This is a genomic window from Moraxella sp. CTOTU47724, assembly GCF_032014955.1.
GTDB lineage: Bacteria > Pseudomonadota > Gammaproteobacteria > Pseudomonadales > Moraxellaceae > Faucicola > Faucicola tetraodonis.
The window spans coordinates 1-15,037 of record NZ_DALZSV010000056.1 but is presented as its reverse complement, the minus strand read 5'-3'; the positions used below and the strand labels follow the sequence as shown (position 1 = coordinate 15,037).

General features: G+C 45.0%; 15 protein-coding genes. 8 read left to right on the top strand and 7 right to left on the bottom strand.

All coding sequences use genetic code 11. The annotated features are described in order from the left end of the window. From RTR63_RS09870 to xerA, 4 genes are all read left to right on the top strand, one after another. A partial coding sequence (locus tag RTR63_RS09870; RefSeq protein ID WP_312524014.1) for a hypothetical protein occupies window positions 1-204 on the top strand: 204 nt, incomplete at its 5' end. After that, window positions 194-1,501 carry a diaminopimelate decarboxylase gene (gene lysA, locus RTR63_RS09865; RefSeq protein WP_409418210.1) on the top strand — a complete coding sequence of 436 codons (1,308 nt, stop codon included), beginning with the start codon at window positions 194-196 and terminating at the stop codon, window positions 1,499-1,501. The genes RTR63_RS09870 and lysA, both read left to right, overlap by 11 nt. A 226-nt stretch (window positions 1,502-1,727) precedes the next feature. Beyond that, window positions 1,728-2,660, top strand: a complete 933-nt coding sequence (gene dapF / locus RTR63_RS09860; protein WP_099808372.1) for a diaminopimelate epimerase — start codon at window positions 1,728-1,730, stop codon at window positions 2,658-2,660. A 126-nt stretch (window positions 2,661-2,786) separates the two neighbouring features. Next, entirely contained in the window at window positions 2,787-3,722 is a 936-nt protein-coding gene (gene xerA / locus RTR63_RS09855) for a site-specific tyrosine recombinase/integron integrase (RefSeq protein ID WP_409418211.1), read from the top strand. Between the two features lie 75 nt (window positions 3,723-3,797). Here the strand turns inward: xerA and RTR63_RS09850 are convergent, their stop codons facing one another. Both RTR63_RS09850 and RTR63_RS09845 read right to left on the bottom strand, forming a co-directional pair. Beyond that, window positions 3,798-4,256: a cyclic nucleotide-binding domain-containing protein gene (locus RTR63_RS09850; protein WP_060995495.1), complete on the bottom strand. Its 459-nt coding sequence runs from the start codon at window positions 4,254-4,256 to the stop codon at window positions 3,798-3,800. A 17-nt stretch (window positions 4,257-4,273) separates the two neighbouring features. After that, window positions 4,274-5,299 (bottom strand): nitrilase-related carbon-nitrogen hydrolase, encoded by a 1,026-nt coding sequence (locus tag RTR63_RS09845; protein ID WP_257619658.1) that lies wholly within the window; start codon window positions 5,297-5,299, stop codon window positions 4,274-4,276. Window positions 5,300-5,517: 218 nt separating this feature from the next. On the opposite strand from RTR63_RS09845, the gene rpoN reads away from it, so the two are divergent. Together rpoN and RTR63_RS09835 are read left to right on the top strand one after the other, a co-directional pair. Next, the gene (gene rpoN / locus RTR63_RS09840; protein ID WP_312524005.1) at window positions 5,518-7,311 is read left to right on the top strand and encodes an RNA polymerase factor sigma-54; all 1,794 of its coding nucleotides are present in this window, start codon (window positions 5,518-5,520) and stop codon (window positions 7,309-7,311) included. A gap of 215 nt (window positions 7,312-7,526) precedes the next feature. After that, window positions 7,527-8,765 (top strand): cation:proton antiporter, encoded by a 1,239-nt coding sequence (locus RTR63_RS09835; protein WP_312524004.1) that lies wholly within the window; start codon window positions 7,527-7,529, stop codon window positions 8,763-8,765. 56 nt (window positions 8,766-8,821) lie between these two features. On the opposite strand, the gene thiS is transcribed toward RTR63_RS09835, so the two are convergent. From thiS to RTR63_RS09815, 4 genes are all read right to left on the bottom strand, one after another. Then, window positions 8,822-9,022, bottom strand: coding sequence for a sulfur carrier protein ThiS (gene thiS, locus RTR63_RS09830; RefSeq protein WP_312524003.1), 201 nt, complete (start codon window positions 9,020-9,022; stop codon window positions 8,822-8,824). A gap of 47 nt (window positions 9,023-9,069) precedes the next feature. Then, window positions 9,070-9,438, bottom strand: coding sequence for a DUF423 domain-containing protein (locus RTR63_RS09825; protein ID WP_159676581.1), 369 nt, complete (start codon window positions 9,436-9,438; stop codon window positions 9,070-9,072). Between the two features lie 5 nt (window positions 9,439-9,443). Then, window positions 9,444-10,625 (bottom strand): RNA polymerase sigma factor RpoH, encoded by a 1,182-nt coding sequence (rpoH, locus tag RTR63_RS09820; protein ID WP_312524001.1) that lies wholly within the window; start codon window positions 10,623-10,625, stop codon window positions 9,444-9,446. Between the two features lie 74 nt (window positions 10,626-10,699). Beyond that, window positions 10,700-11,062, bottom strand: coding sequence for a sulfurtransferase TusA family protein (locus RTR63_RS09815; protein ID WP_099834301.1), 363 nt, complete (start codon window positions 11,060-11,062; stop codon window positions 10,700-10,702). A 287-nt stretch (window positions 11,063-11,349) separates the two neighbouring features. On the opposite strand from RTR63_RS09815, the gene RTR63_RS09810 reads away from it, so the two are divergent. Next, window positions 11,350-12,969, top strand: a complete 1,620-nt coding sequence (locus tag RTR63_RS09810; RefSeq protein ID WP_312523999.1) for a M48 family metalloprotease — start codon at window positions 11,350-11,352, stop codon at window positions 12,967-12,969. A gap of 3 nt (window positions 12,970-12,972) precedes the next feature. Here RTR63_RS09810 and yihA read toward each other — a convergent pair whose 3' ends face one another. Further along, the gene (yihA, locus tag RTR63_RS09805) at window positions 12,973-13,674 is read right to left on the bottom strand and encodes a ribosome biogenesis GTP-binding protein YihA/YsxC (protein WP_198510414.1); all 702 of its coding nucleotides are present in this window, start codon (window positions 13,672-13,674) and stop codon (window positions 12,973-12,975) included. Between the two features lie 490 nt (window positions 13,675-14,164). Here yihA and RTR63_RS09800 point away from each other — a divergent pair, with 490 nt between their 5' ends. Further along, window positions 14,165-14,833 (top strand): c-type cytochrome, encoded by a 669-nt coding sequence (locus tag RTR63_RS09800; RefSeq protein ID WP_050324768.1) that lies wholly within the window; start codon window positions 14,165-14,167, stop codon window positions 14,831-14,833. Window positions 14,834-15,037: the final 204 nt, after the last annotated feature.

The window sequence follows — 15,037 nt, the reverse complement described above, 5'->3', positions numbered from 1 at the left end:
CAAGTAGTCGATGCGGCCGCCAAACCGACCAGCACCACTGCCAATGCCTCTGATACCAAAGTCGATATCAACACCCAAGACCCCAACGTCATGATCGACAATAACGCAACCCCATTACCGCAATCAGCGCCTCACTCAGCGACTACGCCATCTGTGCCATCTGTGCCATCTGTGCCATCGGTTGGAGGTAAAAATGATTACTGATGATGCAGCCAAAAGCTTAGCAATCAATCCGACCGAACACGTCAAGTCAAGCAACTGTCTGAGTTATGATGGCACTGCCTTGATGATGGATGGCATCAGTCTTGCAGATATCGCAAAGACCTTCGGCACACCGACCTATGTGTATAGTCAGCAGGCGATTTTGGCAGCCTATAAAGCTTATGATGATAGTTTTGCTGAGATTGAGCATCAGATTTGTTATGCGGTAAAAGCCAATAGTAACCTTGCTGTATTAAACGCACTTGCCAAAGCAGGGTCAGGGTTTGATATTGTCACAGGGGGCGAGCTTGCGCGGGTTTTGGCTGCAGGCGGTGACCCCAAAAAAATCGTATTTTCAGGACTTGGCAAAACCGCCGAAGATATTCGCACTGCCCTTGAAGTAGGGATTGCTTGCTTTAATGTCGAGTCAGAAGCCGAGCTGTACCGCATTAACGCAGTGGCAGGCAAACTACAGCAGCAAGCGCCAATTTCGCTACGCGTCAACCCCAATGTTGACGCGCAAACCCATCCGTATATCTCTACAGGGCTCAAAGAAAATAAATTCGGCATTACCCATGAAGATGCGCCCCGTATCTACCAAATTGCCCATGACCTACCGCACCTAAAAGTCGTCGGTATTGATTGCCATATTGGCTCGCAGTTGACCCAAGTTCAGCCTTTTATGGATGCATTGGATAAAGTCATTGAGATGATTCACGCACTTGCCAAGCAAGGTATTGCGCTTGAGCATATTGACTTGGGCGGTGGCTTGGGTGTGCAGTATATTGACGAAGACGTTGCAAGTATTGAAGAGTTTGCGCAGTTACTCTTACCAAAACTGAAAACTTTAGGCTTAACACTGTATCTAGAGCCAGGTCGTAGTATCGTCGCCAATGCAGGTGTATTATTGACCCGCGTGGATATTTTAAAACCTACCGAACACAAAAATTTTGCCATTGTCGATGCCGCGATGAATGATTTAATTCGTCCGGCACTTTATCAGTCAGAGATGGCGGTCATCCCCACACAGTTGAACTCACCGGTTGAACCCAAAGTATGGGATATGGTCGGGGCGATTTGTGAGACGGGCGATTTTTTGGCAAAAAACCGTGTGTTAGCATTGGCTGAGAATGATGTTCTAGCCATCACAGGCGCAGGGGCGTATGGGTTTGTCATGTCGAGCAATTACAATAGCCGCCCACGTGCTTGTGAAATCTTGGTCAAAGAGGGTCACGCCCATGTCATTCGCGAGCGTGAAACGGTTGAGAGCCTTTGGCAAAACGAAAAATTGGTAGATTAAATCTAAACTGTAAGGTTTGCTGGCAACGCTAAGTCTTATTTAAACCGCTGAGCCCAAAACCTTAGCCACTGAAACCAAAACCTTAGCAGCTGAACCCAAAACCTTAGCAACCGAGCCCAAATTTGCTTGACTTGCTAAGGTTTTTTTGTTCCCCAATTACCTTATAAAAAATCAGCTATCATGATAAGATAGCGTGCATAAATCAAAATAATTTTAAGGAATAACAATGTTAATTGAATTTACCAAAATGCATGGACTGGGGAATGACTTTATGGTCATTGACCTGGTCACACAGCGGCTTCACTTGACCAAAGAGTTAGTAGCGTTGTTAGGGGATAGACACTTAGGCATTGGCTTTGACCAGTTGCTGATTGTTGAGCCGCCAAGCCGCCCTGATGTCGATTTTCGCTATCGTATTTTTAACAAAGATGGTAGCGAAGTGCAGCAATGCGGCAATGGCGCTAGATGTTTTGCCCGTTTTGTGCAGGCGCGTAAATTATCATTTAAACAGCGTATTCGGGTGGAAACCGCCAGCGGTATTATCACCCTTAGCACCGATGATTATGGCTGGGTAAAAGTGGATATGGGTAAACCAAAATTTGAGCCCGATGAGATTCCTTTTACCCCCAAAACCATTACTAAAGTTCAAAACTCATATCGGCTCAATGTGGATGGTACGCCTGTGACACTCTATGTCGCCAATATGGGCAATCCCCATGCCGTCATCAAAGTAGATGATGTGTTGACCGCCGAGGTGGAAAAACTCGGTAAAGCGATTGAGAGCCACCCTGCATTTCCTGAGCGTGTCAATGTGGGGTTTATGCAGGTGATGAATAATCGCCATATCAGGCTACGCGTCTATGAGCGCGGCGTGGGCGAAACGCAAGCTTGTGGTACGGGCGCGTGTGCTGCGGTTGCGACTGGGGTGCGTGAAGGCTGGCTAGATGAAGGCGTGGATATTCGAGCCCAGTTGTATGGTGGCAGTTTGGCGATTCGTTGGCAAGAAGGCTATCCTGTGTATATGACCGGTCCTGCGACCTTTGTGTACGAAGGGGTGTTTAGTCCTGAGGGTTTGATGGCAGGTGCGGGGCTGAAATTTACGCCAGCACAATCAAGTGAGGAACATCGCTCAGATGAGGGACATCCTTACCATGAATAGCCCCCAACCTCGCTAGCCAACACTATGCCAACTAGCCGTATCCTAAGTCAAGGCAAAAATAGTCAAGGGAAAAATCAGCGCAACCGTGTAGGCAAATCAGCAATCGATGATTTGCCCACGCACTTGATGCCGCATGAGGCAGAAACTGTGCTCAATACAGATGACCAAGCTTTGGTAGATCGCTGGCTTGCTGAGCTAAGCAGTAAGCGTTATAGCGCAGCAACCATCAAAAGCTACCGCCAAGCGCTACAGCCTTTTTTGGCGTATTGCTATGAGCAACATACTGAGCTTTGTCACATCACCCGTCAGCAATTATCAGACTTCCTAATTCAACGATTGGATGTCGATAAAATATCCAAATCCAGTAGTCAATATGAACTGACCGTGTTGCGTCAACTTTACAAATGGTTGATTGCTCAGCAGCTGATGACACTAAATCCCACCACAACCATACGTCTTAAACGCGCCCCGAGACCTTTGCCTACATTACTTGATATCGATGTATTATCCCAGTTATTAGACCAAGCTGCGCCAGAAGATAGCCATGAAGCGCGGTTATGGATGCGCGATAAAGCCATGCTAGAATTACTGTATGGCAGTGGTTTGCGGGTCGGTGAGCTCGTAGGACTCAATATGTCTGACATCGACAAATCACAGCGGCTGTTACGAGTACTCGGTAAAGGCGGAAAAACGCGCATCGTACCGATTGGCGAAAAAGCCTGGCAGGCACTCATCAACTATTTGCCGCATCGCTCGCTGTGGGTGGAAGAGCAAGACCCTGCAGTATTTGTCAGTGAGCGTTATGGGACGCGTATCTCAACACGCACCGTGCAGCTACGTATCAAGCTACAAGCCAAACGTGCCGGTATCGCGCAAGACTTATACCCGCATTTACTAAGGCACTGTTTTGCATCACATATTTTAAGTGATAGTGGTGATTTGCGTGGCGTTCAAGAATTGCTAGGACACAGTGATATCAGTACCACACAGATTTATACCCATTTGGATTTTGGGCATTTATCGCAAGTGTATGACAAAGCGCATCCACGCTCACGAAGATAATGGGAGAAGTTAAGCAGCAACTTAAGCATGAAAAAAATATTAAGCTTAAGCCTAGCCACATCAGCCTTAGCCATCTTAAGCATTTACCGCGCGGGTCAAATGCTCAGAAGTACGGCGAAGATTAAGGCTCAAGATAATCGCTAAGCCACGCAGCATCTCAACACCAATACGAGGATAATCTGACAAAAGTCGCTCAAAGTCAGCGCGGGACAAGGTGACAAGCGCACATAGGCTGGTGGCTTTAATGGTAGCGGAGCGAGTTAATAAATCTAACAGTGCCATTTCACCGGTACTTTCGCCTGCCCGAATTTCACCGACTTTAATTTCTGCCCCTGAAGGGCTGTATTTAATGACTGATAGCTCCCCAATTAGCAAAAATGCCATAAAATCGCCATGCTCGCCTTCCGTAAATAATACTTCTTGCGGACTCAACTGTTTAAAATGCAATGAGTTTTCGACCACTTGAAACATATAAGGATCAAGACGGCTAAAAATTGGGCTATTCTTTAAATATTCAAAAAGTGGATTATCCATTTTTCGCTTAAAGGTCGTTAGATATTATTTGCTATGATAGTCAATTTTTGACATTCGAGCAACGCAATATTCTGCCGAGTTATTTGCTGCGCATCCGCATCAAAGTCGGCAAAAATCACGCTCGGGGCTTTTTGGTAAAAGGTTGTCTTATCAGCAGTTTGGTCAAGCTCTGGGCGACCATCTGGCTTAGGCAGCCAGCTTGCTGCTTTGGCAGATAAAGGTAAATGCGCTAAATTGTTAGTGATGTCAAAATCTAGATTTGCTGCATGGTTTGCTGTTTTGTTTGCTGCATTGATTTTTTGTGTGAAAACGTTCTCGCCATCACTGCTGATAAATTCGCTATGCCCCCAAGTGCTGCGAACATTGCTAGGCGCTGAGGGATTGACGACATGGTCACCCGTCTGACCTGCGCCAATGACCATGCATTGACTATCGAGCGCCCTTGCGGTGAGTAGGGCATGCCAATGTGCTTTACCTGTTTGGTAAGTAAACGCCGAAGGCGCTGTCAATATATCTGCGCCTAGTTCGCGTAGTTTGACCGCAAGGGTGGGGAAACGAATATCAAAACATACCATCATGCCGACTTTGCCAAACTCGGTATCCGCCACAATGAGCTCATTACCGGCTTCGAAGGTTCTACCTTCATCATAGTTGCCTGTGCTATCATTGACGGTGGCTTTGAACAAATGAATTTTGTCATAGCGCGCTAAGCAGTCGCCAGCAGGGTCAAATAATAGTGAGCTTTGCCGAAGTTTGCCGTCAGCGACAGGCGTACCGTCAGGTCGATACGGGCAGGGCAAGGTACCTGCCAGCAGATACACACCATAGTGGCGGGCAGCCTGTGCCGACCAAGCTTTTAAGGCATCAAAATATTGACTGGCAAAACCTTGTTTGCCAAAACAAAAAGCGTTTTCTGGTAGAATCACCATGCGGGTGCCGCGTTCACTGGCAATTTTAATACCTAATTCAATAGATTGAAGATTTGCTAAGATATCGGTCTGGCTATTGAGTTCAACAATCGCAAATTTTTTCAGTTTTGTCATGGTGTGATTTCGTAAGCAAAAAATTTAGGAAAATTTGTGGATGCTGCAGCTAAGCATAGTTAAGCTAAGTGCAGATAATTAATATACGGCTGAATGTCAAAAAATACTAGCATATCTTGTTGAAACAATACTAAACTAGCAACCTAGCAGAGCATAGACACACCATAGACACACCATCTAAACTAACCTCATTAGAGTAAGGCTTAAAAAAACGCGTTATGAAAATTGGTATTGGGGCAAAGCTAACGACGGGGATGACACTCACCCCGCAAATGCAGCAGGCAATTCGCTTGCTGCAATTATCGAGTCTTGAGCTTGAACAAGAAGTGCAGCTTAAACTCGATAGCAACCCCCTGCTTGAGCGTGAAGAAGAGTGGGAGACGTCTTATGACGACGCCGATAACCTACCCGATGGCGAAAACTATCCAAAACAAGACATGGATAACGACTATGACTATGACGATGATGACTATCAAGTAGAAGGTGTTGAGTTGTCTGAAGCTGATTTGGATGACTATAACCGCCATGAAACTGAGGTGTTGGAAGATTATCTAGCGTCGGATGATTTTTATCCTGCTTCTGCTAGCCAAGATTATCCCCCGAACAGTGAACCCTCGGCAGTGCATGAGTATGCAAGTCATAGCCCAAGTGATAGTTACAGTGACAGTTATGGGGATAAGAATAGGGACAGTTATGCAGACAGCGATTATCGCTATGATGAGGAATTTGGCTTAGACGGGATAGATAGTAGCGAGCATCTTAGCAGCCAGCAAATCGATATGCCGGTGGATGCACAGTGGGATGATATCTATAGCTATGAATCTGCGGCAGCCACTGGCATTGATAGCGAAGACAGTCAGGATGATTATAAGCTTGCCACGCAAGGAAATATTCAAGATTATGTGCGTTGGCAACTGAATTTAAGACGGCTCTCCACCATCGATATGCTGATGGCGGAGTATCTGATTGATAGCATGGACGAGCGCGGTTTTATCACGTTATCAAATGATGAGCTATTTCAAAGTTTTGATACCATGTTGTCATTTTATCAAGTTGAAAACGTGGACTTGGCGCTAGAAGACATTGAGCTTGTGGTTAAGCAAATACAAAACTGCGAGCCACTGGGCGTTGGTGCGAGAAATTTGGCAGAATGCTTGCTGATTCAGCTCAATAAATTGCCGAGTGATACCCCCTCTTGGCAAGCAGCCAAGCAAATCTTGATGCATTCAGAATTTTTTGCCAACAATAACATCAATGCCCTGCTTAAATCATCCAATCTCGACGTCTCTGAGATTCAGCCTGCGCTTGCCTTATTGCGCACATTAAACCCTAATCCTGCACTGTCTTATGAAAAATCACAGCGCCAGCTAGATAATGGCATTGAAAGCTACGATATTCCTGATGTCATTGTGGTGCAGCGTGGGCAGCATTGGGAAGTCAGCTTAAACCCAGAAACCTTGCCAAAACTGCGTATTAACCAAGTGTATGCCAAACTTGTCAGTCGCAATGACAATAGCGAGCAAGGCGTTTATCTAAAAGAGCAGCTGTATGATGCGCGGCTGTTTATCCGTAGTATCGAAGAGCGTAATCAAAATCTACTAAAAGTTGCAACTTGTATCGTCAAGCGTCAGCAGGCTTTTTTTGAGCAAGGCGTCATGGCAATGCAGCCGATGGTACTCAAAGATGTGGCAGATGAAGTGGGCTTGCATGAGTCAACCGTTTCTCGTATCACTACCAGCAAAACCATTCTTACCCCCAAAGGGCTATTTAGCCTAAAATATTTCTTTTCCAGTCAAGTCAGTAGTGACGAGGGGGAAGGCGTTTCTTCGACCGCTATCAGTGCGATGATCAAGCAAATGATAGAGGCAGAAGACCCCAAAAAACCGCTATCTGATAGTAGTATTATGAAGCATTTGCAAGGTAAAGGTATTGATATTGCCCGTCGTACCGTGACCAAATACCGAGAAGGTATGAACATCGGTTCTTCTACGCAGCGTAAAGTGCGGTTTTGACCGCAATGTTGTGATTAGAGAGAGGGTCAGTCAAAATCTTTGCTAGCTGAACTTGCAAATTTAACTCAACTCTCGAACTGTTAACAAATCTCTTGGTATTTTGCTAAACAGCAATGGTTGATGGCATGCCCACCTTTTTGCATAATGGATTCATAGGGGATAAACCTTTTACGCAGTAACGTGGCTATTTTAGCAACTTATCTTGGTACACAGGTATGCTTGAAAACTATAATTTGATTTTACTTTTTTTAGGGTTGGCATTTTTAATCGGGGCATTCTTTCCTATGCTACCGCGCAAGCTTTCGCTCTCCCTGCCTATGATACAAATTACCTTTGGCGCACTGCTAGGGTATTTTTTTATGGGTCTGCCTAGAATTAATCCGCTTAATTATGGCGTTCCTATTGAAAAAGTTACAGAAGTGGTGGTGGTGATTTCGTTGGTCGGTTGTGGTATCAAGCTTGATAGTCCGCTCAAGTGGAAAACATGGCAACCGACCTTAAGGTTATTGGTAATTGTGATGCCAGTGGGTATCGCCGCGATGGCATTGATGGGGCATTATATTTTTGGCTTAAGTGTGGCGGCGGCTATTTTGCTCGGTGCAGTGCTAGCGCCAACCGACCCTGTGCTAGCGGCAAGCATCCAAGTCGGTCCACCCAACTCCGAACGACAGGAAGATGTGACCCGATTTACCCTCACCTCTGAGGCGGGTCTCAATGATGGACTGGCATTTCCGTTCGTGTATTTAGCGATAGCCATTGCTACGGCTGCCTCACTCAATCAGGGTTTTGGTGCAGAGGATTGGCTGCATTGGTTGGGCTATGATGTGTTATGGCGAATCATTGCAGGGGTGGTGGCGGGTTACTGTGTCGGTAAGTTTTTGGCAAACTGGCTATTTACCAAGGCATATCCCGATAAAGTCGAGCAGAGTTATATGGTGTTAGCCTTGATGTTAGTGTCTTATAGCATCACTGAGTTCGTGCATGGTTATGGTTTTATTGCTGTATTTATTGCCGCGTTAACCCTTCGGCGCTCAGAATGTGAACATGAATATCATGAAGGCTTGCATGATTTTGCTGAGCAAATTGAAGGTTTGTTGATGTCGCTTGTGATGGTATTTTTAGGACTGCTGGTGGGTCAAGCGTTAGCGAGTGATGTTACCCTTAGCTGGCAAGTGTATGTGGTATGCTTGGCGTTTATATTTTTGATACGTCCCATCGTGGGTTATTTTAGTCTAGGTAAACTGGGAATGAGTCGCAATGAACGCTGGGTAACGGCAGGACTGGGCATTCGCGGGATTGGTACATTGTATTATATCGCCTATGCGATGAATAAAGGCGTATTTACCAGTGATGAAGCGCTAAAAATTTGGGTAATTTGTGTGGTAATGATTGCGATGTCGGTGTTTTTACACGGGCTAACCGCCAATCGTTTATTAGCCATGACCAAAAATTAGTCGAATGCAAAAACAAAAAAGCGGGTGAGTTACCCGCTTTTTTTACGCTGATATGATTAGCCACCACCCACCGCTTGCACCACTTCAATGTTCATACCATCTTGCAAGGTGACATTTGCCAATTGGCTTTTTGGAATCAATTCACCGTTGATTTCAACAGCAAAACGACCTTGGGTTTGCCCCATTTCATCCAATAGTTGTAAAAGATTTTGGTGTAACGTTTGTTTGATGTCACCATTTAAAGTCACTTGTGGCATTATTTCGCTTCCTGTTTTGTTACGCTTTCTGTGATGGTTAAATAGGGTTAAACTGATGAAGTGTGCTTAGCAACACTGATAGCAAGCCAAATCCATGCAATAATAAACAGCGTGCCGCCAATCGGGGTAATTGCCCCAAGCCAACGTGGCATACCCAAAGCCATCAAATATAGCGAGCCTGTAAAAAGCACAATACCCAATTGCATCACCCACGCGATAGTAGGGGAGGTGAGGTTTATACGCAATAACATACCAACAATCAATAACCCAAGCGCGTGATAAAAAAAGTATTGCGTACCTGTCTGCCACCAAGCCATTTGTTCGGCTGACAGACGCGGTTTAAGCCCATGTGCGGCAAACGCCCCACAGGCGACCGCCACTGCCATATTTATCGCGCCAATACTTAGCCAATTCATGACAGTTAATCCAACTGCAAATGGGTATTGGCTAACATGGCTTCTTTGATTTTATCCATGGCATTTTTTTCAATTTGACGTACCCTTTCTGCGGAGATATTGTACTCTGCCGCCAACTCGTGCAAGGTCGCTTTTTGCTCATTGAGCCAGCGCTGCTGTACGATATCCCGCGAACGATCGTCTAAGTCTTCCATCGCTTCCATCAAGGCTGAATTGTTATTTTCTTCCCAATCAGCATCTTCTACCATATCCGCTGGGTCAGCCGCATCTTCTAAAAAATACTGCGGTGCATAGCGACCTTCGTCTTCATCATCACTTTGTGCTTCAAACGAGGCATCATATGAAGTCAGCCGACTTTCCATCTCTAGCACTTGTTTGACGGTAACATTTAAGTCTTTGGCAATCGCTTCGGCTTCTTCCAAAGTTAACTGGTTATTGGTTTTTTTCAGTGAGCGCAAGTTAAAAAATAGCTTGCGGTGCGCTTTGGTGGTCGCGACTTTGACGATACGCCAGTTTCGAATCACAAACTCATGGATTTCCGCTTTGATCCAATGCACAGCAAAAGACACCAAACGCACGCCTTTGTTTGGGTCAAAGCGTTTCACCGCTTTCATCAAGCCGACATTGCCTTCTTGAATCAAATCGCCTTGTGACAAGCCATAACCAGAGTAGCTGCGTGCAATGTGAATCACAAATCGCAGATGCGACATAACCAAAAGCCGGGCTGCTTCTACATCCCCTTCGTCGGTATAGCGATGCGCTAACTCCTGTTCTTGCTCTGCCGTCAAAATAGGAATTTGATGAACCGCGTTTATATACGCGCCTAAATTCACCCCAGGCGCAGATAACGCAGTCGGCATGGTAGGAACAAGGGCATTGGTCATGGCTTTCTTTTGACGGGGCCGCGATGCAGTTTTTCTTGGTTTTTCAGCAAACTCATCGTCATAGTCGTCATCAGCCTCGTCCACCAACTCATCATAGTCATCATAACTATCAGGGAGCTGTGCAAGGTCAATATCGTCGTCACCTAAGCTATCAAAGTCTGGCTCATCAAATTCATCGAGTTCGTCATCGTCGATGTCATCAAATTCAGTGTTTGGATCGTCACCCAGCTTAGCGTCAAGCTTGGTCGATTTTTTTGCGTTGGCAGTCTTTTTTATTGTCGTTGTTCTGGTCTTTGTAGCCATGAAATAGCCTGTCAATTGTCCTTTAATTTCTGTTATTTAGTATGCCTTAAAGCCAGCTTTTTTGTAAGAGGCGTTTAGCAATTTTTGGTTATGATCGAGTGAAAGATTGTGTCTGTTGTATTTTCAGACGGTGTGATTGATGTCTGTTGCACCAGAGTATATCCGGCATGCTGACAAAAAGCTGCGATGTCACGCTTGCTATTGGGGTCGGTTGCAGTCACATACACCGCATGACCCAACGCGGTTTTTTTTAGTGCCATTTTAAGTTTAAGTAGCGGCATCGGGCAGGCGAGTCCTTTACCATCTACATAGTGCTCAATTTGAGCATTGATGTGGATATCGTTATGTTCGCCTGAGCGAAACAATCCCCAATCTTGGCAAAAGGCGCCATCCGATAGTAAGGCAGGATTTAGCGTAATCTGAGAAGAATCCGTCATGGTAATAAAATCGCTACTGGAAAATTCAAAGTGTGTTAGATGGTTATTATAGGCTAAATTACAAGTGTAGACGATTGAGATAAATCAAAGTTAGTATTATATTTTTGAAAATTTAACCTTTATCCTGCATTCAGTAGTCGGTAGATTGTAGCAAGATATCATTACAAAATTTGGCTTTTTAAAGCTGCTGAAATTTGTATATTGAGCAGTATTATTTAGCATTTATCTTTTTTTAAACACCATTTTTTAAAAATCATTCTAAGCTAATTCGCTGTCAAAGGTCGCGCATGCCCATCAATCCACTTGCTAGTTATTTATCTGCTAGTTATTTATTTAGAAAAACGCCCGTAGTTGCTTTATTAAGTACCCTATCAACGGGCGTGCTTGCTGTCGATAACTTTTCCTATCAAAGTGTGCCCGCTTTTAATTCAGCCATGATTGCAAGTGCTGAGCCTACCCAAGTCAATAGCCAATTAGCCTCTATGGACAATGGACAAGCGCTCATCGATACCGAGCAAAATCGTCAAGTCGGTGAGTGGGCGTTTCGACAAATCAACGGCAATGCAGCGCTGATAAAAGACCCTTGGTTGCAGCAATCGCTTGAACAAATTGTGTGGCAAATCAATGCGGTGGCAGGTCTCAACGCACCCATGGGGCTGGTGATTATCAATGACAAGCAAATCAATGCCTTTGCGGTACCGTCTGGGCTTATCGGCATCAATGTCGGTTTGTTGGATAAAGCTAAAAGTTTGGACGAAATAGTGAGCGTCGTCGCGCATGAGATTGCTCATGTCAGCCAGCGCCATTATCAACATCGCAATGATGAAAAGACCAAACAGCTACTGATGCAGGCAGGTGGTCTTTTGGCGGGTGTTGCAGCATCCAAAGTCGGGGATGGTGATGCCGCTGCCGCTGTCATGCTAGGCTCTCAGGCGATATCTGCCAACGCTGCTGCCTCTTATAGCCGTGGGCAAGAGCGAGAAGCCGACCGTATTGGCATGCAAATCATGAACCAGGCGGGCTATGATGTCAATGCCATGCCCAGTTTCTTTGCTACCCTAGACCAACAAAACCCTGTCAAAAGCAACACCTTGATTCCCAGTTTTATTTTAAGCCATCCGCTCACCGCAGATAGAATCAGTGAAGCAAGGGCACGAGTCGCAACTTATAAGCGTGATAGCCAGGCCAATATGGCATCAAACCGTTATCAATCTATTCAACAGCAGCGTGCGCAACTGTTTGAACAAATCCAGTGGCGTGCTCGCTACTATGGCTATCTAGTCAATAAAGCCGATTTGGAACAAGGGGCGAAAACCAGTAAAGGTGCCAAGCTTGCGCTGATTAATTATTATCTCGATAACGGACAACCCAAAGCAGCACAAAGTTTAATGCAGGATTTTGATAAGGACATCAACACGCTCGCCAATCCGCTGGCAGTCGTGACATTTAGTCAGTTAGCGGCGCAGCAAGGCAATGTCGATGTGGCAATCGCTAAATTGCAGCAACTCGCCTCTGTGTATCCTGAGCGCACAGATGTGCCACGCTATCTGAGTGATATTTATTTAAAATATCGACCTACTGCAGAAAGTGGTCAAAAAGTATTAGCGCTGCTTCAACCCTTATCCAAGCAAAATCCCCGTGACGTCATGGTGTGGGATCGATTACAACAAGCCAGTCAACTACTTGCAAAACATCGTAGCGGCGATGAGCAACTGATTCATCGCATTAATACGTTACGCTATCGCGCGTATGGCGAGTTATGGCGCAATGAGCTAAAAGACGCGGTGACATCACTCACCCAAGCCAAATCGTTAGCAAAGCAGCTACCTAGTAACCAATCTTTGCTGGCACTGCTGAATCAGCAAATCAACCAAGTACAAGACGCCAATCAGTTTAAACCATCTTAACAATTAGACGGCTAACGTAGGTTCATTATCCGTTGGCTCATCCTGCTCAGGTAGCGCCAACCAACTGGCAAGTTTCAATGACAGTTCTTCGAGCCCAATTCTATCTTGGGCAGAAAATAATTGAATACTAAACGGCAATTTTAATTTATTAAGCTGATTGCGGGTTTGCTGTAGCGTGTTTTTGGCGGCACCATATTTGAGCTTATCGGCTTTGGTTAATAGCACATGAACCTCAAGCTCACCATCTTTTGCCCAGTGTAGCATTTGCTCATCAAAGAATTTTAATGGATGGCGAATGTCTGTGAGCAGCACTAAACCGGCGAGACTTTTACGCGAAATTAGGTATTTTTCAAGCTCTGACTGCCATTCTTTTTTCATCGCCTCGGGCACGGCGGCATAGCCATACCCTGGCAAATCCACCAACCGCTGATCCAAATTGCCCATATTAAAAAAGTTAATCATTTGGGTGCGACCTGGGGTTTTGGAGGAACGGGCTAACTGGCGCTGCTGGGTCAAGGCATTAATGCAAGAGGACTTACCAGCATTTGAGCGGCCAGCAAAAGCAACTTCGCGACCCGTATCGGCAGGACACAGTTTGAAAGTAGGGGCAGACAGCATAAATTGGGTTTGATGCAACCAGCGTTTTGCTGCATCACTATCGTCAGTAATCGCAGTTGGCGCGGGTGTGTTAGTAGAATCCATCATCAGCACATAATCTTAATGTTAAAGCGCTATTGTATCAGCAAATACCCATAACCCAAAATTTTGAGCACTTGCTACCGCTGTTTTGTGAGATATTTTTTGTAGTGAAACCCGCTTGCCAACCTGCAAATGACTTTTACATGATTATCGAGTTATGGCATAATAATCAGCCATATCAATTATTCGATTATGGTTTTAATTATCACTATCACTGTAATCGACAAAACCCTCGGTGTTTCAAAAGTCATTAAGCTAACTTAAATGTCGTATTAGCCATATGATTACTGTTCATTAGTAGGGTAGCCTACAAATTTTGCAGACAAGCGCATGGTTGTCTTGCTATAATATTGTAACTTAGTAGATACATTAACCAGTGTTAAAGCAATAAATATGTATGATGATAACTGGGTGTTGCTTTGATATTGTAAGTAATGCCTTTGTCGCTAGCTCATTGTGAGTCATAACCAACACGCTTTAGTAGGAATTGTTACCGATGAAAAAAATACTCACTGCCGCAAGCCTTTTAATTGCCAGCGTAAGCGGTTCTGCAGCTGTTACCGTACCAAAATATGACATAGCCAAAGGTAAGGTTATTGCTGAATCAGTTTGTGGTGCTTGTCATGGCGTCAATGGTGTTAGTAGTGTTCCTGCACAGCCTAACCTTGGCGGACAAAACGTTAAGTATCTCTATAAACAGCTAACCGAATTCAAATCAGGCGCACGTGTCAACCCTATCATGTCAGCGCAAGTGGCAAAATTAAATGACCAAGACATGGCGAATGTGGCAGGTTATTATGCAAGCCAACCTCGTTGGGGGGTAGGTTATGCTAATCCTGCTTACGCAGCAACAGCGCAAAAATTGTATTATGGTGGTAATAGCACACGCGGTGTGATTCCTTGTGCAGGCTGTCACGGTGGTAAAGCCAATGGTAATGATTTAGCCGCTTTCCCACGTATTGGCGGTCAGCATTCAGCTTATATCGCAACCCAATTAAAACTGTTCCGTGCGGCGGGTCGTGAAGACGATGTAACCGACCCTTCACAAATGCGTATGAATGATGCAGCTAAAAAAGGCGATAAAGGCATGATGCAAATCGTGGCATCAAAATTATCAGATAATGATATCAAAGTATTGTCTGACTATATCAGCGGTCTACATTAGTATTTAGCGATATATCATTTAGCCAAGCTTAGCACTTGGCTTTTTTATTGCCTAAAACCACCTGAACCAATAGTAAATTTTAGTGGCAAATTAACCGGTTAACAAAAGCTTAAGCATAAAAAAAGAGCCACCGAAGTGACTCTTTTGTATGCTTACTAACGATTAGTCGTTAACTTTAGCAACAACACCCGCACCTACAGTACG

Coding starts and splice junctions, on each gene's coding strand:
- RTR63_RS09850 (WP_060995495.1), bottom strand. CDS start 4,256: ATGGATAATCCACTTTTTGAATATTTAAAGAATAGCCCAATTTTTAGC.
- RTR63_RS09815 (WP_099834301.1), bottom strand. CDS start 11,062: ATGACGGATTCTTCTCAGATTACGCTAAATCCTGCCTTACTATCGGAT.
- rpoH (WP_312524001.1), bottom strand. CDS start 10,625: ATGGCTACAAAGACCAGAACAACGACAATAAAAAAGACTGCCAACGCA.
- RTR63_RS09800 (WP_050324768.1), top strand. CDS start 14,165: ATGAAAAAAATACTCACTGCCGCAAGCCTTTTAATTGCCAGCGTAAGC.
- rpoN (WP_312524005.1), top strand. CDS start 5,518: ATGAAAATTGGTATTGGGGCAAAGCTAACGACGGGGATGACACTCACC.
- RTR63_RS09825 (WP_159676581.1), bottom strand. CDS start 9,438: ATGAATTGGCTAAGTATTGGCGCGATAAATATGGCAGTGGCGGTCGCC.
- lysA (WP_409418210.1), top strand. CDS start 194: ATGATTACTGATGATGCAGCCAAAAGCTTAGCAATCAATCCGACCGAA.
- xerA (WP_409418211.1), top strand. CDS start 2,787: ATGCCGCATGAGGCAGAAACTGTGCTCAATACAGATGACCAAGCTTTG.
- thiS (WP_312524003.1), bottom strand. CDS start 9,022: ATGCCACAAGTGACTTTAAATGGTGACATCAAACAAACGTTACACCAA.
- RTR63_RS09845 (WP_257619658.1), bottom strand. CDS start 5,299: ATGACAAAACTGAAAAAATTTGCGATTGTTGAACTCAATAGCCAGACC.
- yihA (WP_198510414.1), bottom strand. CDS start 13,674: ATGATGGATTCTACTAACACACCCGCGCCAACTGCGATTACTGACGAT.
- dapF (WP_099808372.1), top strand. CDS start 1,728: ATGTTAATTGAATTTACCAAAATGCATGGACTGGGGAATGACTTTATG.
- RTR63_RS09835 (WP_312524004.1), top strand. CDS start 7,527: ATGCTTGAAAACTATAATTTGATTTTACTTTTTTTAGGGTTGGCATTT.
- RTR63_RS09810 (WP_312523999.1), top strand. CDS start 11,350: ATGCCCATCAATCCACTTGCTAGTTATTTATCTGCTAGTTATTTATTT.